General features: G+C 61.9%; 21 protein-coding genes and 1 pseudogene. 13 read left to right on the top strand and 9 right to left on the bottom strand.

Annotated elements, in window-relative coordinates:
- Nucleotides 1-244: 244 nt before the first annotated feature.
- Nucleotides 245-739, bottom strand: a complete 495-nt coding sequence (locus MU449_RS06760; protein ID WP_244737255.1) for a hypothetical protein — start codon at nucleotides 737-739, stop codon at nucleotides 245-247.
- Here MU449_RS06760 and MU449_RS15915 point away from each other — a divergent pair.
- The 11 genes and pseudogenes from MU449_RS15915 to MU449_RS06805 all read left to right on the top strand — a co-directional run bounded on the left by MU449_RS15915 (nucleotide 701) and on the right by MU449_RS06805 (nucleotide 12,328).
- A complete protein-coding gene (locus MU449_RS15915; RefSeq protein WP_425310584.1) occupies nucleotides 701-841 on the top strand; it encodes a hypothetical protein in 141 nt (46 codons plus the stop codon). The genes MU449_RS06760 and MU449_RS15915 overlap by 39 nt on opposite strands.
- Before the next feature lie 178 nt (nucleotides 842-1,019).
- On the top strand, nucleotides 1,020-1,343 hold the full coding sequence (gene tnpB, locus MU449_RS06765; RefSeq protein WP_244737256.1) for an IS66 family insertion sequence element accessory protein TnpB: 324 nt from the start codon (nucleotides 1,020-1,022) through the stop codon (nucleotides 1,341-1,343).
- Between the two features lie 68 nt (nucleotides 1,344-1,411).
- Nucleotides 1,412-2,982 (top strand): annotated as a pseudogene (tnpC, locus tag MU449_RS06770) (IS66 family transposase).
- An 81-nt stretch (nucleotides 2,983-3,063) separates the two neighbouring features.
- Nucleotides 3,064-3,285 (top strand): N-acetylmuramidase domain-containing protein, encoded by a 222-nt coding sequence (locus tag MU449_RS15920; protein WP_425310127.1) that lies wholly within the window; start codon nucleotides 3,064-3,066, stop codon nucleotides 3,283-3,285.
- Between the two features lie 794 nt (nucleotides 3,286-4,079).
- On the top strand, nucleotides 4,080-5,399 hold the full coding sequence (locus MU449_RS06775; RefSeq protein ID WP_244737257.1) for a Hint domain-containing protein: 1,320 nt from the start codon (nucleotides 4,080-4,082) through the stop codon (nucleotides 5,397-5,399).
- A 571-nt stretch (nucleotides 5,400-5,970) separates the two neighbouring features.
- Nucleotides 5,971-6,978 carry a YrzE family protein gene (locus MU449_RS06780; RefSeq protein ID WP_244737258.1) on the top strand — a complete coding sequence of 336 codons (1,008 nt, stop codon included), beginning with the start codon at nucleotides 5,971-5,973 and terminating at the stop codon, nucleotides 6,976-6,978.
- 389 nt (nucleotides 6,979-7,367) lie between these two features.
- Nucleotides 7,368-7,523, top strand: coding sequence for a hypothetical protein (locus tag MU449_RS06785; RefSeq protein ID WP_244737260.1), 156 nt, complete (start codon nucleotides 7,368-7,370; stop codon nucleotides 7,521-7,523).
- 369 nt (nucleotides 7,524-7,892) lie between these two features.
- The gene (locus MU449_RS06790) at nucleotides 7,893-8,630 is read left to right on the top strand and encodes a GntR family transcriptional regulator (protein WP_244737261.1); all 738 of its coding nucleotides are present in this window, start codon (nucleotides 7,893-7,895) and stop codon (nucleotides 8,628-8,630) included.
- A gap of 78 nt (nucleotides 8,631-8,708) precedes the next feature.
- Nucleotides 8,709-9,527 carry an amidohydrolase family protein gene (locus MU449_RS06795; protein WP_244737263.1) on the top strand — a complete coding sequence of 273 codons (819 nt, stop codon included), beginning with the start codon at nucleotides 8,709-8,711 and terminating at the stop codon, nucleotides 9,525-9,527.
- A gap of 21 nt (nucleotides 9,528-9,548) precedes the next feature.
- A complete protein-coding gene (locus MU449_RS06800; protein WP_244737264.1) occupies nucleotides 9,549-10,844 on the top strand; it encodes an SLC13 family permease in 1,296 nt (431 codons plus the stop codon).
- Between the two features lie 521 nt (nucleotides 10,845-11,365).
- Nucleotides 11,366-12,328 carry an SOS response-associated peptidase gene (locus MU449_RS06805; protein ID WP_244737265.1) on the top strand — a complete coding sequence of 321 codons (963 nt, stop codon included), beginning with the start codon at nucleotides 11,366-11,368 and terminating at the stop codon, nucleotides 12,326-12,328.
- Between the two features lie 10 nt (nucleotides 12,329-12,338).
- On the opposite strand, the gene MU449_RS06810 is transcribed toward MU449_RS06805, so the two are convergent.
- The 3 genes from MU449_RS06810 to MU449_RS06820 all read right to left on the bottom strand — a co-directional run bounded on the left by MU449_RS06810 (nucleotide 12,339) and on the right by MU449_RS06820 (nucleotide 14,174).
- Entirely contained in the window at nucleotides 12,339-12,548 is a 210-nt protein-coding gene (locus MU449_RS06810; protein WP_244737266.1) for a hypothetical protein, read from the bottom strand.
- The gene (locus MU449_RS06815; RefSeq protein WP_244737267.1) at nucleotides 12,545-13,375 is read right to left on the bottom strand and encodes an N-acetylmuramidase domain-containing protein; all 831 of its coding nucleotides are present in this window, start codon (nucleotides 13,373-13,375) and stop codon (nucleotides 12,545-12,547) included. Before MU449_RS06815 ends, MU449_RS06810 begins: the two co-directional genes overlap by 4 nt.
- A 64-nt stretch (nucleotides 13,376-13,439) precedes the next feature.
- Nucleotides 13,440-14,174 (bottom strand): hypothetical protein, encoded by a 735-nt coding sequence (locus MU449_RS06820; protein WP_244737268.1) that lies wholly within the window; start codon nucleotides 14,172-14,174, stop codon nucleotides 13,440-13,442.
- Between the two features lie 247 nt (nucleotides 14,175-14,421).
- Here MU449_RS06820 and MU449_RS06825 point away from each other — a divergent pair, with 247 nt between their 5' ends.
- Both MU449_RS06825 and MU449_RS15925 read left to right on the top strand, forming a co-directional pair.
- Nucleotides 14,422-15,087, top strand: coding sequence for a sulfotransferase family 2 domain-containing protein (locus MU449_RS06825; RefSeq protein WP_244737270.1), 666 nt, complete (start codon nucleotides 14,422-14,424; stop codon nucleotides 15,085-15,087).
- A 64-nt stretch (nucleotides 15,088-15,151) separates the two neighbouring features.
- Nucleotides 15,152-15,991, top strand: coding sequence for a capsular polysaccharide synthesis protein (locus tag MU449_RS15925; RefSeq protein WP_425310586.1), 840 nt, complete (start codon nucleotides 15,152-15,154; stop codon nucleotides 15,989-15,991).
- Here the strand turns inward: MU449_RS15925 and MU449_RS06830 are convergent.
- From MU449_RS06830 to MU449_RS06850, 5 genes are read right to left on the bottom strand one after another with little or no spacing between them, the layout of a single operon-like run.
- Nucleotides 15,969-18,188 carry a sulfatase-like hydrolase/transferase gene (locus tag MU449_RS06830; protein WP_244737271.1) on the bottom strand — a complete coding sequence of 740 codons (2,220 nt, stop codon included), beginning with the start codon at nucleotides 18,186-18,188 and terminating at the stop codon, nucleotides 15,969-15,971. The two genes, MU449_RS15925 and MU449_RS06830, sit on opposite strands and share 23 nt — an antisense overlap.
- A 1-nt stretch (nucleotide 18,189) precedes the next feature.
- Nucleotides 18,190-18,960 (bottom strand): hypothetical protein, encoded by a 771-nt coding sequence (locus MU449_RS06835; protein ID WP_244737272.1) that lies wholly within the window; start codon nucleotides 18,958-18,960, stop codon nucleotides 18,190-18,192.
- Between the two features lie 12 nt (nucleotides 18,961-18,972).
- Nucleotides 18,973-21,531, bottom strand: a complete 2,559-nt coding sequence (locus tag MU449_RS06840) for a SwmB domain-containing protein (RefSeq protein ID WP_244737273.1) — start codon at nucleotides 21,529-21,531, stop codon at nucleotides 18,973-18,975.
- Nucleotides 21,531-22,151, bottom strand: a complete 621-nt coding sequence (locus tag MU449_RS06845; protein WP_244737274.1) for a hypothetical protein — start codon at nucleotides 22,149-22,151, stop codon at nucleotides 21,531-21,533. Before MU449_RS06845 ends, MU449_RS06840 begins: the two co-directional genes overlap by 1 nt.
- Before the next feature lie 11 nt (nucleotides 22,152-22,162).
- Nucleotides 22,163-24,121 (bottom strand): phage tail protein, encoded by a 1,959-nt coding sequence (locus MU449_RS06850; RefSeq protein ID WP_244737275.1) that lies wholly within the window; start codon nucleotides 24,119-24,121, stop codon nucleotides 22,163-22,165.
- Between the last annotated feature and the right edge of the window lie 11 nt (nucleotides 24,122-24,132).

Consider the following 24,132-nt stretch of genomic DNA (forward strand, 5'->3'; position numbering starts at 1 on the left):
ATCGGTGTGGCACCAAGTGGTAGATAACGGGCACGGCGCTTCGGCTACCGCGCGTCCCTAGATTCAAACGACGGGCGTCATCACGAAGATACCTTAGAGTTCCCAATTGGCCACCATCACGTGAATCGACATGGCCTTAGAGCCGATGTTCATGTCGTGGCCGGGGTGTTTGGATATGCCGGCGGTGGGGTCACAATGGAGGCCTTTCCAGATAATACCGACCGCATGATGGACGAAGAAGCTGCTAGTCCGCTAGTCTTCTCCAGCGTTCTTCCAGCACACGCCTGACATTATGCAGCAAAGTGAATATCTGCTCATGCAATATCGTTCGTCCGGCGCGTGTTCCGGTAAGGATACTGTCTAGGTGGCGGAACATCTCTGGAATCTCGGGGTCATTCAAGCCGAATTTAAGCCTGATATAGGCGTCCTGCTCTAGGATTTGGCGGCAGATCATCATCTTGCCTTTCCCGTCTTCGGCGTGCGGAAGGGCCTCGAGTGCCCCCACATAGGATGCAAACGTCTTTCGCATCTCTTCGATCCAGAGCCCGGTAAAGTCGATCAACACACGTTTGCGCGTGAAAGCATTGGCGGACAAGGCTATGAACACAGTCCCAAGCGCAACGGCCAAAGACCCCACCCAGATCGCCAGAACCGGAGTTGGCCCGAAGATGTGAAGGCGCGGATTGTGGCGGAAACGCTGGTGCCGGGTGCTACGGTCAACGATGTTGACCGGCGGCATGGCCTTCCGGCAAATCGCATCTCGTCGTGGCGGACGCTGGCGCGCAAGGGTCGGCTGGTTTTTTGCCGGCGCCGGAGGATCCGTTCGAATTCGCGGCCCTGATCCTCGGACCTGCGGATGATGTTCCGCGTTCTGTCGGCCCTGCTGTGACAGGCCCGGAGATTGCGTTCGGAGTCGTCGTAATCCGTCTGGAAGTTGGCGCTTCGGCGGATCGGATCGCGTCCGTAGCGTGTGCCTTGGCGGCCCGCGCGTGATCTTCCCGTCGAACCGGGTTCGGATCATGGTAGCGACGAAGCCCATCGACTTCCGCAAGGGCCATGACAGCCTGGCCGCGATGGTCAAAAACGAGCTGCGCAAGGGTCCGTTCACCGGCACGGTCTTTGTGTTCCGGGCCAAGAAAGCGGACCGATTGAAGCTGCTCTACTGGGACGCCACCGGGCTTGTGATGGCTTACAAGCGGCTCGAAGAGCACAGCTTCACCTGGCCTGCGGTGAAGGACGGGCTGCTGGTGATGAACCACGCACAATTCGAAGCCCTGTTCTCCGGGCTGGACTGGCGGCGGGTTCGGGCCATCGAAGCGAGGGCACTGGAGGCGGTGGAATAGTCCTTTTTTTATTGGGTCTCACACCACTTTTTGCGGGTGTTGGCCGTGGCGGATGATAGACTGCGGCCATGCCGGAGACCGCTGATCTGCTTGAGGAAATTGCCACGCTGAAGGCGATACTTATCGCCTCGAAGGCGCATAACCTGCGCAAGGACGAGCGTATCGAGCGGCTGGAGAAGCCGGTCGCGGCCTTCAGGCACGCAGCCTTCGGACGCAGGTCCGAGAAGAGCGATCCCGGCCAGTTCGAGCTGGCGCTGGAAGACATGGAGACGGCCATCGCCGCAATCCACGCCGAAGAGGATGCCGAGGACCGCGCGGCCAAACGCTCTGCCAAGCCAAAGGCCGCCAATCGCGGATCGCTGCCCAAACACCTGCCGCGCATCGGAGCGGTGATCGAGTTGGACAGCCTGACCTGTGTCTGTGGCGGCTGTCTGCACCGCATCGGGGAAGATGTGTCGGAGCGGCTAGACATCATCCCGGCCCAGTTCCGCGTGATTGTCACCCGCCGCCCCAAATATGCCTGCCGGTCCTGCACAGACGGTGTGACGCAGGCATCGGCCCCGGCACGGCTGATCCCCGGCGGCATGCCGACCGAAGCCACGGTCGCGCATGTGCTGGTCAGTAAATACGGCGATCATCTTCCATTGTATCGTCAGGCCCGGATCTACAGCCGCAAGGCGTCGAACTCGACCGCTCCACCCTTGCAGATTGGGTCGGGCGTGCCGCCTTCGACCTCCGTCCCGTCCACGATGCGCTGATGACGGACCTGAAGCGATCCACCAATCTGTTCATGAACGAGACCCGCGCCCCAGTCCTTGATCCGGGGGGCAGAAAGACCAAGACCGGATACTTCTGGGCCTTGGCCCGCGATGATCGCCCCTGGGGCGGCACGGCGCCACCGGGTGTGGCCTTCATCTATGCACTTGGTCGGGGCGGGCAACATGCCGAACGGATATTGCAGGGCTTCGGCGGTATCCTGCAGGTCGATGGGTATGCCGGATACAACCGGCTGATCGCGCCTGACCGGATCGGTCCAAACATCCAGCTTGCCTATTGTTGGGCCCATGCCCGCCGCAAGCTGATCGAGGAGATCACCCGCACCGGCTCCGCGCCGATTGCAGAGGAAGGTGTGGCCCTCATCCGCGAACTCTATGCCATCGAGGCCGACATCCGCGGAAATGACCCCGCCACGCGGCTTGCCGTCCGGCTGGGACACTCAGCCCCGATCCTCGCCCGCATCGACGCCTGGTTAAGCCACCACCGCGCCCGCGCATCCGCTAAATCGCCTCCGGGCGAGGCGCTGGCCTATATCGCCAGATACCGCGATGGTCTCGGCCGCTTCCTCGCCGATGGCCGCGTCGAACTGGACAGCAACACCGTCGAGCGCACGATCCGCCCTATCGCGCTGAACCGCAAGAACGCCCTCTTCGCCGGCCACGACGCTGGCACCGAAAACTGGGCCGTCATCGCCTCGCTGATCGAGACCTGCAGAATGAACGGCGTCGATCCCCACGCGTGGCTGACAACCACGCTCACCGCCATCGTCAAAGGACATAAACAGAGCCAGATCCAAGACATGCTACCGTGGAATTACGACGCCCACGTGTTATCGGGACATCGCTTACGTTTTTCCATGTGAGGGGGCGACCATGATCCTAGTCGGATTAAAGGGCCGCACGCTTGCGCTGGCTGTGGTCGATATCGGCCACGACGGAACGGCGTGGGCGAGGAGCAGATCCGCGCTCCGATTGAAGTTGAAACCTCGGGGGGCGGGTTCGACCGCCAAGGCTGTGCCAAGATGCTGTTTGAGCCGCATGTCTTCTGGCGCAAGTTCGGGCCGGGCAGATGCGCACTGTGGCGGGTGAGGCAGAGCCTAGCCTATTCCAAATGGGAATGCGGCCCTGTCTGGCAGACAACACTCCACGCTTGGCGCTGGCCATGAAGATTGATGGCCTTGTGCCGGATCATCGGGCCCATGACTTGGGCCACGGGCGTCTTGCAACGCTCCCTCAGGCCGGAGGGCTTGTTCTTTCGCCGCAATACCGCGCAACGCGGATGTTGGAGTGCGTCGGATCAGAACAATCGCTTCCCCGGCGATACCGGCTTTGATTGGTTGACACTTTATACCCATGCAGGGTGGCGCCGACCACGAGGACGATACCAAGTCCCGAGTTTAACAGTAACATCGTGGCCTGCGTATGCAGACATGCCGATGACGTGGTGTCCGGGGGATATCCCTCCGGATCACCGATCGACCTCGCTCGCATGTCCAGCACCCTGAAAATGGCGAATCGTTTATATGATGGCCATTAGGTCGGTGTCCGGCGCGCGCAGCGATAGCCTTTCCGTCAGGACTCACCTTTCAGTGCGAATCATGAAAAATATTAAGTAACTGATATATATCATATATTCAAAAGATTAATCAAGTTAAAGCCACAGGGAACACAAATTTTACTTTTTGTAAAATTATAAATCAATACTCAGTTAATTATAATTTAACTTGTTGCATTGCACCCACATATCGCTAGTGCATCTTTATCACCAATAAAATATAAAACTTTGTTATAAAATAATAAAATATGTTTTAGCTCGATGATAGGTGCTTTTTAACAAATCGAAAATCACCAGAGCCACTGAAAGGTGTATTCTTTGGTGCACAAACAACCTCAGATTGATAGCGCCCGCGCCTGGCCGGGTAACTTGGAGACGTAATCCATAGCTATTGAGGATGTACCAATGGCCTTCATTACTGAGCTGCCCTCCAATGTGATCACAGTGGACGGATCCGGCGTACCCATCGTAAACGTCGGTTCAAACAACATCTTGAATGACTTCTATGGGCCATCTTCGTCGGTAGGCGAAATCCGCGCCGACAGTGATGACGCGACGGCTGACGCAGGGGAGCAGGTGTTCGTCGACACTGCCGGCGGAGAAATCACAGGGACATACGCTGGACCGGTCACCATCTCCACAGCGAATGTCACCGTAAGTCTTGCAGGAATTGAGGGGATTAACGTCGGAATCAATCCCGTCTCCGGGCACCTCATCGCGGGGGACGACGGGACCGCCTATGTCGTTTCGGACAGCGCGCTTTCCGCCGACAACCTCGGGGCAACCGCAACGATCTCCATCGGCGGGACAACTGTCGGTGCGCAGGCGCCACTCTCTCAGTTGAACGGCGCCCTGATCACGAACGTGAACACTGCCGGACAAGCTGCCTATCAAGCAGCCTATAACACCAGTTTCAACAGCCAATCGCCGGCGATCCCGTTGGCTGTCAGGCAGACAACGGCAGCATTAGCAGGCACCACGGCTCAAGCGCCGTTCAACTTGGTCGCGACTACGCTTCAGGCCAGCGCAACCGCAATCCAGACGACCGCGAACCTTGCCGTGATCAACGTCTCGGTCGGCACGGGTACGCTTGAGGTTACGCCAGTCTGTTTTGTTCGCGGCACGATGATCATGACAGAGCAAGGTGAGGTTCCGATTGAAGATTTGAAGGCCGGCGACATGGTCCTTACCATGGATCACGGCTTCCAGCCGATCCGCTGGATCGGGTCGACGCGTCTGTCTGCGTTGGATTTGATACAGCGCCCGAACCTGCGCCCGATCCGCATTCAAAAGGGGGCATTCGGCCCGAATTTGCCCGAAGCCGATCTCTCCGTCTCTCCGCAACACAGGGTGCTCATCCGATCCAAGGTGGCGGACCGGATTTTTGCAACCAGGGAGGTTCTTGTTGCCGCGAAGCAGCTTTTGCAGCTGCCTGGTATCAATGTGGAGTCGCAGATCATCGAGGTTGAATATTTCCACATGATGTTCAGCCAGCATGAGGTTGTCTATGCCAACGGGCTCCTGTCGGAGTCTTTGTATCTGGGACCGGTGTCCATGCAGGCCCTTGAGCCAGCGGCACGTGAAGAAATCAGCGCCTTGTTCCCCGGCGTGTTTGAGGGCGATCGAGTTTTCCCGCCAGCGCGGCATCTCGCCTCAGGCCGACTTGGTCGCCGCCTTGCGGTTCGGCATCTTCAGAATGGCAAGAACCTGTTCGAACCTGCCTGATACGTAAAATCAACATGACAGTGGAAAGCCCCGCCATGTGCGGGGCTTTCTCGCCTCCATGATCCCAGCCGGACCCAATGGGCGCGCGCCGACGCCGCACGGGGGTGGGGGGCAAGGCGCGTCAGGGGCTTATCGGTCGGAATTGGAAGGGCGAACCTACGGTCGCGGCTGCGCGTCATCGCGCGTTTCTGGCGTAAGGTGCTGTTCGCGCGCATCTTCCAGATCCTCGCTGTGGGACCAGACGCTACCGATTAAAAACGCCAACGCCGTTCCGACAATCACAGCGGCAAAGAGGCCCAAGATCTTGGTTTGCTTCCCGGATTTCGGGGTTCGATCATCTGGCATGGTGTATCCTCCTCAACGTTACGCCAGCTACTGCTGTATAGGTGGGGCAGATCACGGAATTGGAAAGTAACGAGGCGGGCTATGCCCAGCACGGCTGCTACACCCGTCTCACGATCACGCTTTTCCAATGCTTTTCACCGAAACCGTGGATAATTCACCCTGCCGGGTTCCGGAACATTTTCGCCCATAGGCGCGTTGCCGCCGACGTAACCTAGGAGGGACTATCATGGTCACACGTCCGGCTGTCACACCCGCAGCTGATCTGGAGCGCGCCTATTCCGGCTCTCGGGTCGCATGGGGCGCCATTTTTGCAGGCATCGTCGTAGCCATTGCGACCATGGCCGTTTTGGGCATCATCGGCCTCGCACTCGGCTTCTCGCTGGTCGAGGTTGGCGAACAAAATCCCGGCAATGGAGCTTTGACCACAACTGGGATCTGGACCTTCGTGTCGCAAATCGTCGCGTTGTTCGTTGGCGGTTTCATTGCGGCACGTCTTGCAGGCCTGTTGCCGACCGGTGCTGCGGTCTTGCATGGCGCGACGGTTTGGGGCGCAGCCACCATCGCGGCGATCTGGATCGCAACCAGCACGGCAGGTGCTTTGTTCTCGGGGGCTGCCTCTGTTGTCTCGGGCACGGCATCCGGGATCGGTTCGACCGTGCAGGCGGCGATTCCCGACAATTTTTCCTTGCCTGATACGCTGTCGAACCTGTCGATGGACGATCTGCCCGAACCCGTACGTCAGGCCTTGGAAGATGCCGGCGTGACCCCGGATAATTTCCAGCAGGAAACCCAGGAGGCTTTCAACGCAATTGTCAGCCCGCAGCAGCAACAGGCGATCGGCGATCAGGCACAGCAGAGCCTGCAAACGGCCGTGAACAATCCCTCCAATGCGGGTCAAGCTGCGCGTCAGTTCGTGGACAACGTGTTCGGCAACGGCGGCATCTTGGGTGAACAGGATCGGCAGGAAGCCCTTCAGCAGATGCAGCAGCGGTTCGGCATAAGCGAGGCCGATGCCAATCGGTTCCTCGATGAAACCCAGGCACGGGCTGAAGAGCTCAAGGCGCAGGCCGAACAAGCGATCGAAGAGGCCAAGCAGAAGGCCATCGAGGCCGCAGATGCTGCCGCAGATGCCTTGGCCACCGCAGCCTGGTCGGCGGGGATCGCTTCCCTGCTGGGTCTTCTGGCGGCGTTGGGCGGTGCTGTCGTCGGTCGTGTGCGTCGCGTGACGGTCTGATCCATCACCATCGGTCAACGGTTACAGTTGGCAGCCCGCAGGTTCACAGCCTGCGGGCTTTTTCATGTGTGGGGGGGGGCGCGGCATCGACAACGAGACGATGGCCGGGGGGCTTGCCGCCCCAGCTGCCGTCGCCGTGTGTGAACGGCTGTTCGCTTTCCCCTTGGCCGCATTGCCGGCAATATCCTACGGATTTAGGCAGGGGGAATGCCGAAGACCCTTGCCGGCAAAGTGCCGCAAGGTCCCCGTGAACTTGGGGTATACGCGGGGACGCCTTGACTATCCGGGCTCGGTTCGGTTCCTTCCGCACAACCACAAGCAGGCGGAGTCGTATTATGGACAAGAGATCGTTGAACACGCGTCGGGGCGACGGGAACGACCCCGGATACATGCGCGAGATCGGGTTCGGAGTGGCGGCGCTTGTTTATCTTGGAGCCATGATCGGACTGCTTCTGTACCACTCCATGATTTTTACGGCGTCCAAGAACATCGACTACTCGGCCTATCGACTGGAGTCGCTCAATTTGCCTGATCCGACAGAATAGCGCCAGTCGCCATCTTGCCCGTGCGGGTGTGATGGGCACACAGTTTGGCGCATGGCTGCTTTTTCGTGCGGTGTCCTGCGAAAACAACGCGCCAGTTGGCCCGAAGGGATACCCACATGCGCGGGAATGCCGGCGATGGGGTGTCCTGCCGGGGGCAGATAAAAACATTCGAGCTTCAGCAAGCGGCACCATAATCGAATGCTGTCCATTTCCGCTGATGGGGGGGAGGGGGCGCGCGTGATGAAACTCGGCCCCAACGGATTTTTCCACGTCGGAGGCTGACTCATCACCCTGCATATATGTGGTTCTATATAGAACCCTTGACTTGTCGATCGCTTTTTCCCAAAACCATGTCGGGGGAGGACGATCATGACACGAAACGATGCTCTCGCGGTGGCCGTTGACAAGCGGCTGCCGTCTTATGTCCAGTTGCGGGATACTCTGGCCGCGAAGATTGCGCGCGGTGACTGGAAGCCGGACGTCGTTCTTCCATCCGAGAACCAGCTTGCGGCGGAGACGGGGCTGTCGGTCGGAACCGTGCGCAAGGCGATGCAGATGCTGGTCGACGAAGGTCTGCTTGAACGCAAGCAGGGAACCGGCACGTTCCTGAGCAAGCGCGCGTTCCACGCATCGCTGTTTCGGTTCTTTGCCGTGACGACGGCCGATGGATCGCCCATCATTCCGAAAAGTCGCCTTATCGCCCGCGCCAGGATTGCCGCGCCCGCAAAAGTGGCGCGCCTTCTGGATGCGGAGGATTGCATCCGCATCGACCGGGTCCGCAGTCACTCCGACCAAGTGCTTCTGACCGAAGAGATCTGGATTCCGCACCACCGTTTCCCGGGTCTTGAAACCCTGCCGGAAGCGGAGATCGGCCCCCTCCTGTATCCCCTCTATCTTGATCGCTTTCAGGTTTTCATCGCGAATGCCGTCGACGAGGTCAGCTTCGCGCGCGCCTCAGGGTCGGTGGCGAACCGGCTTGGCATCGCGCCCGACGATCCGGTTGCGGTCATCGAACGAACGGCTTTTGCGGCGGATGGCACGGCGCTGGAATGGCGCGTGGCGCAGGGGCCGGCCGAACGATTCCGATACCGGAGCCGCCTGACCTGAACCGCCCCCGGCGACGCATGGGGGACGGCAATGTCCGTCTCACCCACATGCCGACGCAGACCAACGAAAGGAAACGCCGTGACCGGCCAGACCCGCATCACGGGCATTGACGCGCATGCCCACATTTTCCGCCCGGACCTGCCAATGGTCGAGGGTCGACGCTACAGCCCGGCCTATGACGCGACCTTGACCGATTGGTTTGCGCTTCAGGACGCCAACGGCCTGTCGCATGGCGTGTTGATCCAACCCAGCTTTTTCGGCACCGACAACAGCCACATTGAAACCGCGCTTGAGGCCTTTCCCGACCGTCTTCGCGGCATAGCGGTCGTCGATCCGGACGTCTCGGACGCCGAGCTGGATCGCCTTCACGCGCGAGGCTTTGTCGGGGCGCGCCTCAACCTTGTCGGGCGGAACATCGACGATTTTGCAAGCTCGTCCTGGCAGACCATCTTCCGCCGCCTTGCCGAGCGCCAATGGCAGGTGGAGATCCAGCGCAGCTTCGACGATCTGGCAGAGGTTGTGCCGGCCATCGCCATGTCGGGGGTCACGGTGGTGATCGACCATTTCGGCCTGCCACAAGGTGGCATCGACATCGCAAAGCCCAGTCATCAAGCCTTTCTGGGTGTGCTGCGGCGAACCCCTTCGGTCTGGGTGAAGCTGTCGGCGCCCTATCGTTCCGGGCAGACGCCGGAGGTTGCCGCGCACAGCTTCGCCCTGCTGCGCGACGCCTGCGGGGGGATCGACCGGTTCGTCTGGGGAAGTGATTGGCCCCATACCCAGCATGAGCGTGAGACGAATTACGACGATCAGGTCGCCCGACTGCGGAACCTGATCCCGGACGCGGCAGAGCGCGACCGGGTCCTGATAACCAACCCCACCAACCTTTTTCGCTTCTAAGTCACCCGAGGGAGGAGACCCATGAGCCTGTTCATCGTCGCGGCCATCGTTCTGGCCGTGATTCTGGGATATGTGACCCGGATCAATATCGGCCTGTTCGCCATCGCATTCGCGTATATCCTTGGCTGCTTCGGCCTCGGCCTCAGCCCAAGCGCGGTCATCGCCATGTGGCCGCTCAGGATTTTCTTCGTGATTTTCGCCGTGTGCCTTTTCTACAGCTTCGCCCTTGTCAACGGCACGCTGGCCCGCTTGGCCGAACATCTGCTTTATCGTTGCCGCAACATGCCGTGGGTCTTGCCCTATGCCATCTTCCTGACCTCGACCCTCATTGCGGGGATGGGGGCCGGATATTATACGGTTCTGGCCTTCATGGCTCCGATCACGCTGATCCTGTGCCGACGGACCGGGCTGGACCTGATTCTCGGCGGCATGGCCGCGAACTATGGCGCACTGGCGGGCGCGAACTTCATGTCCAGTCAATCCGGGATCATCTTCCGCGGGTTGATGACGGAAAATGGCATCGGCGAGACACAGGCATTCATCAATGCGACCGCCATCTTCGCCGCCACCATGATCGTGCCGATTGTCGTCATCACCGGTATGACGTTTCTGTTCGGCAAATCGCGCGACGTGGCGGCGGCAATCGATGCCGAACGTCCGGCGCCCCTTGACGCCAAGCAGCGCACAACCTTGGGTCTGACCCTCACGATGATGGCGCTTGTATTGGCGGGGCCGATCCTGCACATCGCCTTTCCTGCGAATGCCACGATCACGTTCCTGAACTCCAAGATCGACATCGGTCTGATCGCAAGCATCTTCGCCGTGATCGCCCTGATGCTGAAACTGGGGAATGAGCGCGAGGCCATTGCGTCGGTCCCGTGGGCAACGCTCATCATGATCTGCGGCATGGGGATGCTCATCTCCGTCGCGATCGAGGCGGGGACGGTCGCCGCCCTAGCAGGCTGGCTGGGCGCAAGCATCCCCCCCGCATTGCTGCCAGTTGTCATCGGGATCGTGGCCGCGTTCATGTCGCTGTTCTCCAGCACGCTGGGCGTGGTGACGCCGACCCTGTTCCCCCTTGTCCCGACCCTGGCCGATACGATGGGGATCAGCCCGACGCTCTTGTTCGCCGCCATTGTGGTGGGGGCCCAAGCCACGTCGATTTCCCCGTTTTCCTCGGGAGGGAGCCTTATTCTCGGATCGGCCCCCGACGAGCCGACGCGGGAATCGCTGTTCAATCGCCTGTTGTTCCGCGCCGCCCCCCTCGGTTTCGCCGCGGCCCTCCTAATGAATTTCGTGCTGACGTTCATCGGTTGAACGCCCTCGCGGCTCGCCTGATTGGCGGGTCGCACCTTCTCGTGGCCCGCCGTCAAAGGCGGGCTTCTTCGTTATGAATCCCTGCCGACCAACGCCAAGATGCAACAGTGGCGCGATGTCCTCATAACGCTGTCCCCGGATCATGACGGCATCCAGAGACACGCTGCGTTTTTTGCACGAGGGAGCGTGATCGGGCCATACAGCCGGTTCAAAGCTTGTCGATAAAAACAAACAGTCAATCGACTGACTTCGCCGGAAGGTTCTGCATCTGAAGAACGAACGCCCGTCGCAAGATCCTGCTCGCCGACGAGACCAAAGAAATGCCGAAAATCGACATGCCATTTTCAAGTGGTACGGGCGGTCGGACTCGAACCGACACGCCTTGCGGCAACGGATTTTGAAGCCCCCGCTTAGGCTTGTTTTTGCTTATTTCGATGTTGCCAGCGTGGCCGGACATCATGCGAACGAAACGCGAAAGTTGCCACTTCCAGAATCACCTACAGTTCTGCAAGTGTTCACGCATGGCACGTCATACCCAAGCCCATATCCGCGAGCATCAAAGCTCTTGGCCGGTCACCGTTCGGGTCCTTGCTCCGCCGCGCGGAATGCGGGTCATCGGGCGTGATCTGGATCCCGACATGTGGTGCAACTTGAACCTTGGCCTGACCGAGTATGCGTCAACACCTTGGCGGCATGGTCCCTCGATCGGGACAGAATATCACTTCCGCAGCCTTCAGGTGGCGGCCCAGTTCCTCGCCGCTTTTCCGATGCTCGAACTGGCGGACCGGACCGCTGACCCTACGTTCCGATCTGTCCATCTGCCGTTCGGCAGGGACGCGCATCAGGAGTGGGACGTGTGCAATCGCTATAGCCAGAGGCAGTCACCCAACGATCTGGCGCAGCTTTTCCCAAGCGTCACCCTGCGCTCAGATGTTGGCAATCTGGAACCGGTGCACGAAATCTTTCCCGGGCAGCCGGCGCCAATCATTCATGGCGATCCGGCTTCGGGACTGCAGCTTCGACGGGCACGGTGGGGAATGCCGTCGCCCCCAAAGTATCACAGCGTCAACGGAATCGACAAAGGGGTTACGAACGTCCGTAATACCGGATCGCCGCACTGGCGTCAGTGGCTTGGTCCGGAGCATCGCTGCCTTGTGCCGTTCGATCGGTTTGCCGAGCCCCACGGAGTGGCGCAGCAACAGATCTGGTTCAGCCTGAAAGATAAGCGGCCGGCGTTCTTTGCAGGGATATGCCAGTTCGGCTGGAAGTCGCTACGCAAGCTGAAGGATGGGCCAACGGTCGATGACCTTTACGCCTTCCTGACAACGGTGCCCAATCGGGAAGTCGCGCGGTATCACCCCAAGGCGATGCCGGTGATCCTGACGGAGCATGAGCAATGGATCACGTGGCTGACGGCCCCCTGGGCGGAGGCGAACGACCTCCAGCGCCCGTTGCCTGACGACACGCTGAAGGTCGAAGTCTGAGGGGCAGGGGTCACCGCCCCTCGTTCACCCGATCCGGCACGAAGTAGCCGACGACGATTGCGGCGATGAAGCCTATCAGCCCGGACATGCCCGGTCCCGCCAGCGCAGGCGCCGCGGTCGCCATCACCTCCGCCCAGGCAGCGGTGGCGATCGGCCCGATGGCTGATCCGGTCAGCAGCTTATTTGTCGGCAGGGCCGACAGTTGGGTTGCGAGTTTCATGCGTAGATCTCCGTGTTGAGAACGGCCCAGGTCTTGGACCCGATGATACCGTCCGGCACGAGGCCATGGGCAGATTGAAAGGCGACGGCCGCCGCGCGGGTATTCGCGCCGAACCAGCCATCGACACCGCGGGGATCGTGCCCCGCCGCCAGCAGGCGCTGCTGCGCTGTCTTCACCGCTGGGCCGCGCGCGCCGAGGCCGAGCTTGGGGAAGTCCGGGGCCAGCATGTCCGGGATGGCCTGCCAGCGCTTGAAGGCGGCCGCGAGGCGGGTGTGATAGCCGTGTTGTGCATAGCCTGCCCCGTTGTAGCCCCGCGCGAATCCGGACCAGTCATGGCGGCGCAGATCATCATCCAGACCCTCGGATGCGACGAACGCGACCATCGCCTCAAGATGCAGCGCCTCCATGTCGCAGAACGCCGCCACCATGTCGCCGGCATTGGCATAGCCCGCCGCCTTGTGGTTGAACCCCATGATCTGCCCCAGCCCCCAAGAGGCCGAGCGCAGTGCCGCACGGGCGTCGATCTTCATGGCCAGCGCCAAGCGGGGATAGCTGTCGCCCGGATAGGGCCGTGTCCCCCATTTCGGATAGGCCAGCCCTTGCCCCTCCGCCGCCGTGCGCTTCTGACCGGCGCCGAGCTCGCGCCAGAACACATGCGGCTCGAACAGCATCTTCGGGCGACCCTGGCGGTCGAACCCACCGCCCGAGGTCTCGACCTCGATAACGGCGCGGACCTCGTCCTCGCCCACGCCGATGCGCCGTCCAATACGGCCAATATCGATCGCGGCCAGCGCCAGCGCGCGGCCTTTGAACCCAACTGGGATCATGATGGTCTCCTGATATGAAAAAACCCCACACGGTGGCGGGGCGGTTTATGCGCTGACAGTGCGCCTACCCGGTGATCTGGAACGGCACCCGCGGCGACCGCACCTCCGGCACATCCGGGCACCCTGGCCACGACATCAGCATGAAGCCCAAGGCGAACGTCGTGCCCGTGGTCGGCGTGACCCCGGCGTTTTCCGGGATCTTGGCGATGAAGCGCGTGGTCTGTACCTCGGGACGCACGGGGGCAGAGCCACCCCGCCCGTCATCGGCCACGGTCGACACCTCGCGGAACGCGTGGCTGATCCCCGCGCCGTCCGTGAAATACACCGCGATGTTCGGGCGCCCGCAGTCGCGGGACTTGATGTAGCGGAACTGGATGCGGACAAAGGCCCCGATCGCGCCGCTGTCAATGCTGTTGCCTTCCTCGACAAAGGTCAGCGGCGTCGTCTTGTCGCGGCGGCTGCTTTCCTCCAGCATCGCCACGCGGTTGACCGTGCTTTCCAGTGTTGAGGTCAGAGTGGCGGTGGCGCGGCTGATCTCGGACAGGGATTGCTGCTGGACGGTCAGGGTCTGTGCCTGCTGCTGCTGGGTTTCGGCCTGCCGCGTCTGCACGTCCTGTATCTTGGCGATGTCCACTGTGAGGTTTGACGGCAAGGACAGTTCGGTCCGCAGGAAGTCGATGACGCGGGGCTGCACCCAATACCAGATCGCGCCGGTGATGATGCCCAAGGCGGTGATGGTCGCGGCGACGTTGCGGAAGAACGCCCAGTAGTCGGTTCTGGATGGTCCTTGCATGGTCACGCCGCCTCCTCCGCCAATTTTGCATCTGGGGGTTCATCCTGTAATTTTTGGACGTCCTGGCATATGGTTGTGGGTATAGTTTTCCCTGTTTTCATCCGCTTATCTCTTGTGCAACAGTGGAAGATAGGGGCGCTTCAGCGATGTGTTTTCAACACACCGATCGATGGTTGCAATTTCTGGTTGCAAAAGGCCGAATGGTGATGATGCTACAACACGGACGGACTTTCGTCTTGCGCAAGGTTAACTGATGGTCGGTACAGTCGATAAGTATGGCATTGCCTTCTTCGGCATTCACAAAGCAGCCACCAGTTCTGTGAAACATGCGCTTTGGTTTCTCCGGGAGGGAGTGCCTTGGCAGGGCGATCCAATGGGTGTTCACCCATATTTTCCAAATGACCGTGTGAGCCGTAAGGATTTCGAAGCTTACCGAAATTATTGGCGGTTCACGGTTATCCGGGATCCTATCAAACGTTTTCTATCTGCCTATCAAAACAGGGTCATCGACTATGAGGATCTGTTACACAAACCCGGCAACAGGCAGAGGACGAAGCAGGAAGAACCCTCCCTTACAGTCCGTCCGGATATTGAAGCATTTATTGCAAACTATGAAGCTTACTGCCGTATTTCATATTCAATTCATATTCACACCTGCAGCTCACGCCTATTTATAGGAAACGACCTCAGATATTTTAATGCAGTGTACACTACTTCGCAGCTAGATCATCTTAAGTTCGATCTGTCAAAGCATGTGAACCGTGAAATACGGTTTGATCGTATTAATGAAAGCGGAAGTACTCCTCCTAAGTTTTGCGATCTGTCTTGTGAAGCACAGTCGTTTCTTTTGAAACACACTGCTAAAGATTATGAATTGTTCCAAGACTACTTCACCCCTCCTGTGGCTAAGCAAGATTAGACCCCAATACTGCAATTGGACAGCCGCGACTATGACGGATTACGGGAGATAAGAAATCGAGAAGATACTTTGGATATGCTGGCTACAAGGCATTGATAACGCCCCGCCTATAGTTCGCGGATGCGTAGATCGTTGGAAGAAAGCTAATCCGGAATGGGATGTCCGGATTATTAGTATGGCGGATGTTGAGAGTTACTCAGACATTTTGTCTAGGTTCGACTTGAGCCGCCGTAGGATCACACCTGCATCCTTCTCCGACATCCTACGTGTTGATCTGCTATACCGACATGGAGGCATTTGGGCTGATGCGACGTCGTATTGCAACACGCCACTAGATGATTGGATCGTGCCAGTCATGTCAGCAGGCTTCTTCGCTTTCAAATCGCCTGCTCCAAACCGTCCGCTTTCTTCGTGGTTCATAGCTAGTGAGCAAGAAAATTTACTGATCACCGATCTAGCGCGCCGCGTAGAGTCGTACTGGGAAAAACGGATATCCGCAGACGAATATTTTTGGTTTCATGGTCTATTTCGCAATATGCTGAGAAAGAATCCCAGAGCAGCAGAGCTCTGGCAGAATGTCCCTGAATTATCAGCTAAGGAAGCACATTCGTTTGAGCGGTTGATGAATCTCCCGACGCGGCGCGCGCCACCTAACTTGGATCTATCGTCGCCCGTCCTCAAACTTAGCCATAAAATTCCTTCCCTTCGCCCCGACGCACTCGTCGGTCATCTCCTGGGGATCGGCGATCCCCGCCCCGTCGAAAGTAGTATCTCCGCAGGTATCCATCCTTCGCTAAACTTGCTTGCAAACCCTAGCGAGTTGCCCTTTGGAGCGAGACGTCCAAGAGGGAATCGTACAAATGGGCCGAGCATGTCGGCGTCTACAGCACCTGAGCCCCCGTGATAGCGCTTTTAGCGCTCGTCACTGTAATACCTTTGAGCAAGATACGCTCCGCCCCGGCCGTCACCGCCACGTCCGCTCCGACCTGTCGCAACTGCACCGGCGCGATGGCCGACCAGTCCGAGAGGTCGAGGACACCGCCCCGCAATCCGCTGATGATCTGGGGCAGGCCCGTCCGACCGGCGATTACGGTATCGACGCCGTCGCCGAGGTCGATCACATGCGAGCCGCCCCGGATGTGCACGGTGTCATTGCCCGCGCCGACATTCACAAGGTCCGACCCGGCGGTCAGATACACCACATCGTTGCCGGTGCCCGACAGGCTGATGACGTCATTGCCCGCCCCGGCATGGACCTCCCACGCGCCGCCCGATCCGATCAGGGTGTCGTTGCCGCCCCCCATGTCAAAATACCCGCCGCCCCGGCCGAAGACGTAATCGTTGCCCGATCCGGCATGGGTCACGATGCGGCGGTTGGCCCCCATGACACGGTTGTTGCCCTCGCCGGTATGCACCGTCGCCTCCGCGCCTTGGCTGACCTGCTGGATGCTGAACAGGTTGTCGCCGTCATTGCCGTGGATCTCGACGTTGGAGATGGTGTTGATGTTGCGGAACGCGCCCACGCCCTCGGGCAGGTGATAGACCTTGTCCTGATCCCCCGTCCGGTTCAGCCCATACATCGTCTTGTAGTTCGGGCTTTCCGCGCGGGCATCCAGATCGCCCAGGACGATGAAGCTGGAGGTGAGCGACCGATCCACCTTCGGTGCATAGCCGACAAGGCTGGCGATGGGCGTCCCCGGCCGCAACGTGGCCCCTTCCTCGTGGATCTGCATGCCCCAGTCGATCGCCATGGCGTGAAGCTTCTCGCGCAGGGCGTCGAACTCCGCGCCGCCCTGCAGGGCGAGGTTGTTGGCCGACCACGGGTCCGCGGCCACGTCGAAGAACTCGTAGCTGCCGTCCTGATAGGCCGAGATGCGCTTGCTGCCGACCGAGGCGCTGACCGAGCCATACCAGAAGGACGGGATCAGCCGGTCGACCGGGACGTTCCGCCGCTCGAGATAGGGGCGCAGGGAGATGCCCCGCCGCCCTTCGCGCCACGGCACGCCTGCGTAATCGCAGATGGTCGCGCCGATATCGATCAGGGAAATGGGATCGTCGCAGTCCTGAGTCTGCGTCTGCCCCGGAAGCGAGATCATGAAGGCCGCGTTGCAGGCCTCCTCCCACAGGGTGAACTTGTGGAACCGGCCCTTGTCGCCCAGATGGTAGCCGTGATCCCCCCAGAAGACGATCATGGTGCTGGCGTTGTGGGGGCTTGCCTCCAACGCGTCCAGGACGCGGTCGATCTGATCGGACAGCCACAACACGCCGACGATGTAGTTGCGGACGCTGTTCTTCCAGCCGGTCACCTGCGCCGCCGTCCAGTCCGAGGGCTTCGGCCCCCAGGCATTGAACCCTTCGTTCAGCAGGCCGCTGTTGGCCGTGCCCATCTCGTTCGTGGTGAAGGGCAGCAGATCCCACGACAGCGGCCAGTCGGCGGGCTGGATGATGCTGTCCAGCGGCACGAGGTCATAAAGGCGCTGCGGCCAGTCCCATGGCTCATGCGGGGCCTTGAACCCGGCTTCCAGATAGAGGTTGCCGGTGCCGTCATAGCCGTTGATGCGGTCGATCACCGCCTGGGCGACCTGATAGTCGTAGAGCCCCGGCTCGTCGACCGCCGCCCATCCGCGTCCGCCGCCTTCGACGCCCGCATAGGTCTGCACCGGCTGCTTGCCGGGGGCGGTCATGGTGAAGCTGGGCGGCGGGTTGTGGTAGAGCTTCTGGTAATACTCGGACGGCAGGGCGGTGTAGGCCGACCCGCCGACGACGTGCAGGATCTTGCCATAGCTGTTAAGCGTCCAGCCCGCGCGGCGCAGCTCGTAGGTCCACAGGTGTTCGGGCCGCAAGACTTCCTCGATCGAGGGGGCGTTGCTGAAGATGCCGGTGTCGGCGGGCGACATGCCGCTGTAAACGGCGGCCCGCGACGGCATGCAGACGGCGATCACCGCCGAGGCGCGCCGGAAGTGCGTGGACCGCGCCCGCAGGCGCTTGAGGCCGCGCAACTCCGGCTCGATCCCGAAGGGGGCCACGCCGTATTTGTCCTTCGTCAGGTAATCGGCCCAGGCGAAAAGATCGTCGGTGGCGATGTTCAGAATGATCGGCATGTCACACCCATGTGCTGCGGTAGCTGTTCCATTTGGCCCAAAGGCCGTTCATCGCGCGCACGTCGCCCTGCAGGATCATCAGATCCATGAGCGTGCCGCCGAACGCCTTGCCCGCGCGGGACCGGCCCAGATCGATCTGCACGGTCGCATCCGTGGGTTCGATCAGCTGGCCCATCTGCGTCGGCGCTGTGGTGGTGGTGGCGGTGACGAAGGCCCCGCCGTTGATCGCCTGGCTGACTTCCTTGCGGCTATAGTCGATGACGGTCGCCTTCGCCTGCACAGTGCCCAGGGCATCGGTATTGGCATAGGGTGTGATCGAACTGTTCGATCCGTTCACTTCGACCACGCTGCGCCGTCCAACCCCGACGATGCCGCTCAGAAGGTTCAGCTGCCCCGGCGTTGGGCTGTTCATGCCCCAGGAATAGGGCAGAGCGGCGGTCTGTCGGGCCACCTCCAGCACGGACCACACGCCGCGCGGGGTGGGGATGATCGCACACAGCTTTGCCGTCGCCTGCGTGTTGTCGAAGACCGGCACCTCGCCCTGCCGTTCGGCCTGCCAGAGGATAGCGTCGCCCGACCCGGCAATCTGGACCAGAGGCACCGATCCCAGCCGGGGCGGAATGCGCACGAGGCCGCCTTGGACCTGCGCCTCGCGCCGGACCAAGGTCCATATGTGCAGGACCGGCAGCGCCCCGAACTCGTCGGTCAGCGGGGCGAGGGAGGCGGGCAGCAGGTTCGCTGCCGGGACAGCGTAGGGAAGCGGAAAGGACATGGCCTGTCTCCTTTATGCGGCGGTGAAGCGAACGCGCGCGGACAGCGCATAGCGGCGCAGCGTGACGGCGGGGTCATAGCGCGAGACCTGTCCCCAGCCGTCGCGCAGCTTGCCCCGGTTGGCGGCAAATCCGTCGCCGCGATCCCCCGAGGCGCCCCAGGCATAACGGACCTCGATCTCGGCCGAGGCAGGCAGATCGGTTGCCAGCGTAAGGTTGACGAAGGTGCCCGAACTGACCGCCGCCGAGGTGATCGCAACCGGGGTGCCGTTTACTAGAACCGTGAACCCGTGTTCGCCCGCGTCCAGAGCAAGGTTCGAGAGCGCGTTGAAGCGCGCCTGAAGGGTGCGGGCATTCGACTTGGTCACCTCCTCCATGACCGGGCAATACCAGCGGTTGCCCGCATGGACCTCGGCCACCGCCAGCGCCTCCATCTCGCTGATCTGGCGAAGCGCGGCGGTCGTGTGGGTGGCGGGCATGCCCTCGGCCAGTGCAAAGGGATACTTCGGCGTGGCGACCACGAAGTTCAGCGCGAAGTGGGTCCAGTCCAGCCGCGCTTCGGCCAGGATCACCTCGGCCCCCCCGGAGGTGCGGGTGCCCGCCGACTGGCTGACGACAAGGAGCGGCAGCGCCCCCTGATCGGTCGCCCCGGCCACCTCCATGCGCAGCCCGTTCCCGACCGCCGCGTAATGCGCGTCGGCCGTCTTCTCGTGGGTGTTCGGCGAGCCTTCCAGCAGCGACAGCAGGATGCGATCGACGAAGAGCGTCTTGCCGAAGGCGGCGGACGTCGCCGTCAGGTCGGCCAGCTTGGCCGTGAACTCCTGCCGCTTCGGCGTGTCGGGCAGGGCTTCGGCTTCGGTGATCGAGGCTTGGGGCACCGAGGCCGCAAGCAAGGTCCGGCGCTTGCGGCCCTTGTCCATGGCCAGATCGAGATCCATGACGGCCGCCGCATCCGCCGCGATCAAGGCAGGCGCGAGACCGCCCGTTTCGGACAGAACATGGTAGCGATGGCGCTGCACAAGAGGCCGCTCGATCCCCAGACCCCCGCCGCCGAAGGCCAGAACGCCGATGGCGAGGCTGGGCGTCTCCGCAAGGATGCGGCCGCCGCGCTTCTCGAAGGCGATGGTGCGGCCCATCCAGTCGTCGGAGAGAAAGCCCAGAACATCCTCCGCCTTTTGCCAGATGTTGAAGGCGTTCATCGGAATGTCGCCGGTGTCGGGGGGCAGGAAGTCGACCCCGCCCGACCCGCCGGTTCCGTCCTCCAGCCCGACAACGTCCTCGGCCAGAAAGCGGCCGCGCGTGGTGCCATCGGGGGTGACCATCAGCACCGGCCCGTTGGTGGCCCGCACCAGCGTCAGGCCGTCTCCCGGCCAGACCGTTCCGCGCAGGGCGGTGATCTGCTGCTCTGTCATCGCAACGCGCGCCCCCTGTGCGGTCTGGGTGTCCGTCAGGATCTTCAGGTCCGCGCCGTTCACATCGCTGATCAGGATCCAGCGGCCCGCCACCTTGACGGCCTCATAGATGCGCAAGCGCTTGAGGCCCCCCGCCGGAAGGACCGCGTTGTCCGAGCTGAAGATCGGGACCGCCCCCATGCCGTCGATGTTCAGGGTGGGACGTTCGGCGGTGTTCGTGGCCGGTTGCGTCCAGGTGACCCGGCGGACATTGGCCGCGCTGATCCCGATCGCGGTCAGGGAGGAGGCCACCGAGGCCGTGATCGCGTCCCCCGTTCCCCCCACCGAGTCCAGCGTGATCGTGCCGCCCTGCGCATCGCCGACGATCCGGTCCGCGCGCAAGCCCGCCAGTTCGACCGATGTCGCATCCCCCGCGACGATCCGCAGGTTCGATCCGCTGCGCCGCCCCTTGTAGGGACGGCCCGGTCGAAGAAAGCTCGCGGGGACCGTGTTGTTGTTGACGTCGCGAATGGTCAGCGTCACCCCGCCTGCGGTCAGGGTAGGGCTGCCGGTGACGTTCGGGGCGTTGGGGTTGAACACCACCTCGGCGGTATCGGAGATGGTCGTGATCCCCGCGGTGAGGAAGGACGGCCAGATGTCCGCCGTGATGGCGTCCGGGGTGCCGCCGATATTGATGAGCGGGATCGTGACGCCGTCGCGGGCCACGGCGCGAAGCTGGTTGTCCCCAGCCACGCGCGCCGCCTCCGCGTCGGTCAAGGCAGCACCAAGACCCTCGATCGTCGCCATGGGCTGCTGCCCGGTATGGGTCGCGCGATCGCGATAGGCTGTGTCGGCCACGCGCGCCCACCAGCGGGGCTGGGGATTGCCGTCCTTGACCAGATCGGCCGTTTCCAGACCGGTCGACGGCGGCCCGACCGGACGCCAGTCCCGCGATGTCCCCGACGCATTGTGCACCGTCTGCACGAGGTTGGCCCAGGAAGGGACGTTCAGCCCGGACGGCGTCTCCGATCCGGAGATCCCCCAGACGCGGCCGTCCCGCGCCTCATCCCGCAGTGCGGCTACTTCGGCGGATACCGCGGCGACATCCCCCGGGGATGCCCCGCCGATGGGCAGCGTTCCCCGCCCGAAAATCAGGATTCGACCGTCCTTGGTGATGGGCATCACGCAACCTCGTTCACGATAAGGGTTGTTTCCTCGATCACCACCCGCGCCCCGGCGGCCAGGCGGATGTTCCATTGGTATGTTCCGCGCAAATTGGCCGTTATGGCCGCGCTGGCGCTGATCTCGAAGGTGCCGGCCGCTTGATCGATCTTCGAAACGGACAGGTTCTGCCGGGCCCCGTCGCGCGTCACCCAACTTGTGATCGAAACATCATTGATCGCCACAGGGCGATCGTTCGTATCGAGATATTGCGCCCCGACGTTGAGCGTTTCGCCTTGCTCGATCACATGGCAACTCGCCGCCTGGGGGATTGGCACGACCGATACCGCTGAAAGGGTGCTGCTCCCCGATCCTGTCACCACCACATCGGGCAGGTTGTCGGAGATCAGGCGCGACGTCAGGCCATTCTGGTATTCGACCTTCACGGCATAGCGGGTGCCACTGGCCTCCCCCTGAAGGCTGACGCTGAATGCCCCGTTGCCATCCAATGCCGCTGCCACCGGCCCGGCCAGAGTGACGCCATTCCCAACCCCCGGCATACGGCGCTGAAAGATGAGCCGCCCATGCGCGGGTATCGTCCCATCCGGCAGGCGGACGGGACCTGTGATCGTTGTCGGCATGTCGCCTCCTGTCAGAGAATGGTGGCTGTGGCGGGCCCGGCGGCCGGGCCCTCGACGCCCGAACCGTTGATGGACCTGGCCCAGTAGCGGTAAGTGCCAGGGGCCAGCCCGGTATCGATCCAGCCGTCCAGCTGGTTCGGCGCGCCGTAGACGGTTTGCACCAGCAGCGCGCTGTCCAAAGTGGCCCCGCGATAGATCCGCGTGGCGCGGTAATTGGCGACGTTCGGCGCGATCCACGACAGCGAAGCTTGGGAAGACCCGGCTTCTGCGCGGAAACTGCGGACGGCCGCCGGCGCATCGCCATCCGCGCGGGCTGTCACGACGACCGGCAGCGACCAGTCAGACGATTTGCCGCCGCGCTCGTTGCGGATCTGAAATGCATACCGCCGCCCGTCCAGCAGGCCGGTGGCCTCCAGCCGTGTGACCCCCGCAGGCGGCACGAAGGTCGACCAGTCTTCGGTCCCGTCCAGCGCGTATCGCACCCGCTGGCGATAGCTGTCATCAATGACGTCCCATGTGGCGACCAGCGCCGCCGAGCCGGAGGTCGAGCCGCCATAGGTCACCTGCAGACTGCCGTTTGGCAGAATGATGTCCTCGCTGTCGATACGGTCATAGACGGGTCGCGCAGGGTATTCGCCAGGCGCCACCAGCCAATCGTCGGGGGCGGTGCTGGTGCCCTCCAGCCTCCAGGTCATCCAGTCCTCATTGAGGGTCAGCTTCTGTATCTCGATCGCGCAACTGATCCCCATCTCCGGCAGTTCCAGCCGCACGAAGCGGTGCGTCCGGATGTCAAAGCCCACGAACTTCAGCGTGGCGCTGATCTTGTATTCCGCATGCTCCATCCGCGCTGTGCGCTTGGCCAGCGCCACCGCCTGGTGATAGCTGCTGACCAGCGTGGCCGAGACGTCCTTGCGCTCCCCGCCGCCCGCGCCCACCACCCACGCGCCGGTGGGCGTGTCAACGTACTTGCGGTTCGGCTCGATGTAGGTCGTGGCGTATTCCTGCGCGATGTCGATGTCGCGGGTGCTGTCGATCTGGATGGTCAGGAAGTCCGCCGGTCCCAGCGTTAGGACCGGTTCGATCCAGCGCCCCGCGGTGAAGCCGACCTTGCCGTCCTCCCGCTCATAGAAGAACGCATCCGCCGCCAGCAGGAACTGCGCCCGGATCGACGCGTGCTGCATGTCGTCGGTGAACGAACCGTCCGCCCGCCAGCGCGGCAGAAGCGTCCCGTCGCCGGTGGCGACCAGCGTGTCGCATTGGTCCGCCTCATAGGCGACCTCGTCCCAGTCGACCTCGAGGCCCTGATACGTCACCAGCTCATGGGCGAAGATCAGCGCCCAGTTGCGGGTGAACTTCCGCGCCCCGTCACGCGGATCGTAGATGTTCCTATTGCCCCGGATCGCGGGGGACCAGACCGGGCGCCCGTTGGGATACAGTTCGTTGAACCGGTCGTCTTTCGTCTTGGCCGCACGGCAGGCGATGTAGGCGAGACCGGGGAAGTTGTGCGCATCGGTGAACGCGGCGATGCCTGCGCGGAACACCGGATCGACCGGCTGGTTCAAGCCCCCCAAATGCGGCGTGGCATAGACGAAGTTGGTGTCATAGGGCTGCTCGAACGGCGCCCCGTTCGCGTTCAACGTCACCTCCCGATCATCGACGAACCACGCCTCGATCCCGTCGATCGCGTGGGCGGCCAGCAGGACGACATAGGCACGACAGTCGTGCCAGACGGGTGATCCGGGATAGACGGGAAAGCGCGTGAAGATCGTGAAGCCCACCGGCCCGCCCTTGCGGGTGATGCCATAGGCCCGTTCCTGATAGGCGATCGGCTGGCTGGGGTTGAAGCGCACCGAAGGGTCGAATGAGGGCTGACGCGACTGGGTGAACTTGGCGACCACCATGCTGACCGCGAGGCCCACGCCGATCTGGATCGCGGCAGCCGCGAAAAACCCCAGGCCCGCCGTAGCCACCGAGGCCCCCC

It is taken from the genome of Falsirhodobacter halotolerans (assembly GCF_022899245.1).
Taxonomy (GTDB): Bacteria; Pseudomonadota; Alphaproteobacteria; order Rhodobacterales; family Rhodobacteraceae; genus Falsirhodobacter; species Falsirhodobacter halotolerans.

What these genes read in the sequence shown, in the direction of transcription:
- MU449_RS06760 (WP_244737255.1), bottom strand. Translation starts at nt 739, where the DNA reads ATGCCGCCGGTCAACATCGTTGACCGTAGCACCCGGCACCAGCGTTTC.
- tnpB (WP_244737256.1), top strand. Translation starts at nt 1,020, where the DNA reads ATGGTAGCGACGAAGCCCATCGACTTCCGCAAGGGCCATGACAGCCTG.
- MU449_RS06775 (WP_244737257.1), top strand. Translation starts at nt 4,080, where the DNA reads ATGGCCTTCATTACTGAGCTGCCCTCCAATGTGATCACAGTGGACGGA.
- MU449_RS06780 (WP_244737258.1), top strand. Translation starts at nt 5,971, where the DNA reads ATGGTCACACGTCCGGCTGTCACACCCGCAGCTGATCTGGAGCGCGCC.
- MU449_RS06785 (WP_244737260.1), top strand. Translation starts at nt 7,368, where the DNA reads ATGCGCGAGATCGGGTTCGGAGTGGCGGCGCTTGTTTATCTTGGAGCC.
- MU449_RS06790 (WP_244737261.1), top strand. Translation starts at nt 7,893, where the DNA reads ATGACACGAAACGATGCTCTCGCGGTGGCCGTTGACAAGCGGCTGCCG.
- MU449_RS06800 (WP_244737264.1), top strand. Translation starts at nt 9,549, where the DNA reads ATGAGCCTGTTCATCGTCGCGGCCATCGTTCTGGCCGTGATTCTGGGA.
- MU449_RS06805 (WP_244737265.1), top strand. Translation starts at nt 11,366, where the DNA reads ATGGCACGTCATACCCAAGCCCATATCCGCGAGCATCAAAGCTCTTGG.
- MU449_RS06810 (WP_244737266.1), bottom strand. Translation starts at nt 12,548, where the DNA reads ATGAAACTCGCAACCCAACTGTCGGCCCTGCCGACAAATAAGCTGCTG.
- MU449_RS06815 (WP_244737267.1), bottom strand. Translation starts at nt 13,375, where the DNA reads ATGATCCCAGTTGGGTTCAAAGGCCGCGCGCTGGCGCTGGCCGCGATC.
- MU449_RS06825 (WP_244737270.1), top strand. Translation starts at nt 14,422, where the DNA reads ATGGTCGGTACAGTCGATAAGTATGGCATTGCCTTCTTCGGCATTCAC.
- MU449_RS06830 (WP_244737271.1), bottom strand. Translation starts at nt 18,188, where the DNA reads ATGCCGATCATTCTGAACATCGCCACCGACGATCTTTTCGCCTGGGCC.
- MU449_RS06835 (WP_244737272.1), bottom strand. Translation starts at nt 18,960, where the DNA reads ATGTCCTTTCCGCTTCCCTACGCTGTCCCGGCAGCGAACCTGCTGCCC.
- MU449_RS06840 (WP_244737273.1), bottom strand. Translation starts at nt 21,531, where the DNA reads ATGCCCATCACCAAGGACGGTCGAATCCTGATTTTCGGGCGGGGAACG.
- MU449_RS06845 (WP_244737274.1), bottom strand. Translation starts at nt 22,151, where the DNA reads ATGCCGACAACGATCACAGGTCCCGTCCGCCTGCCGGATGGGACGATA.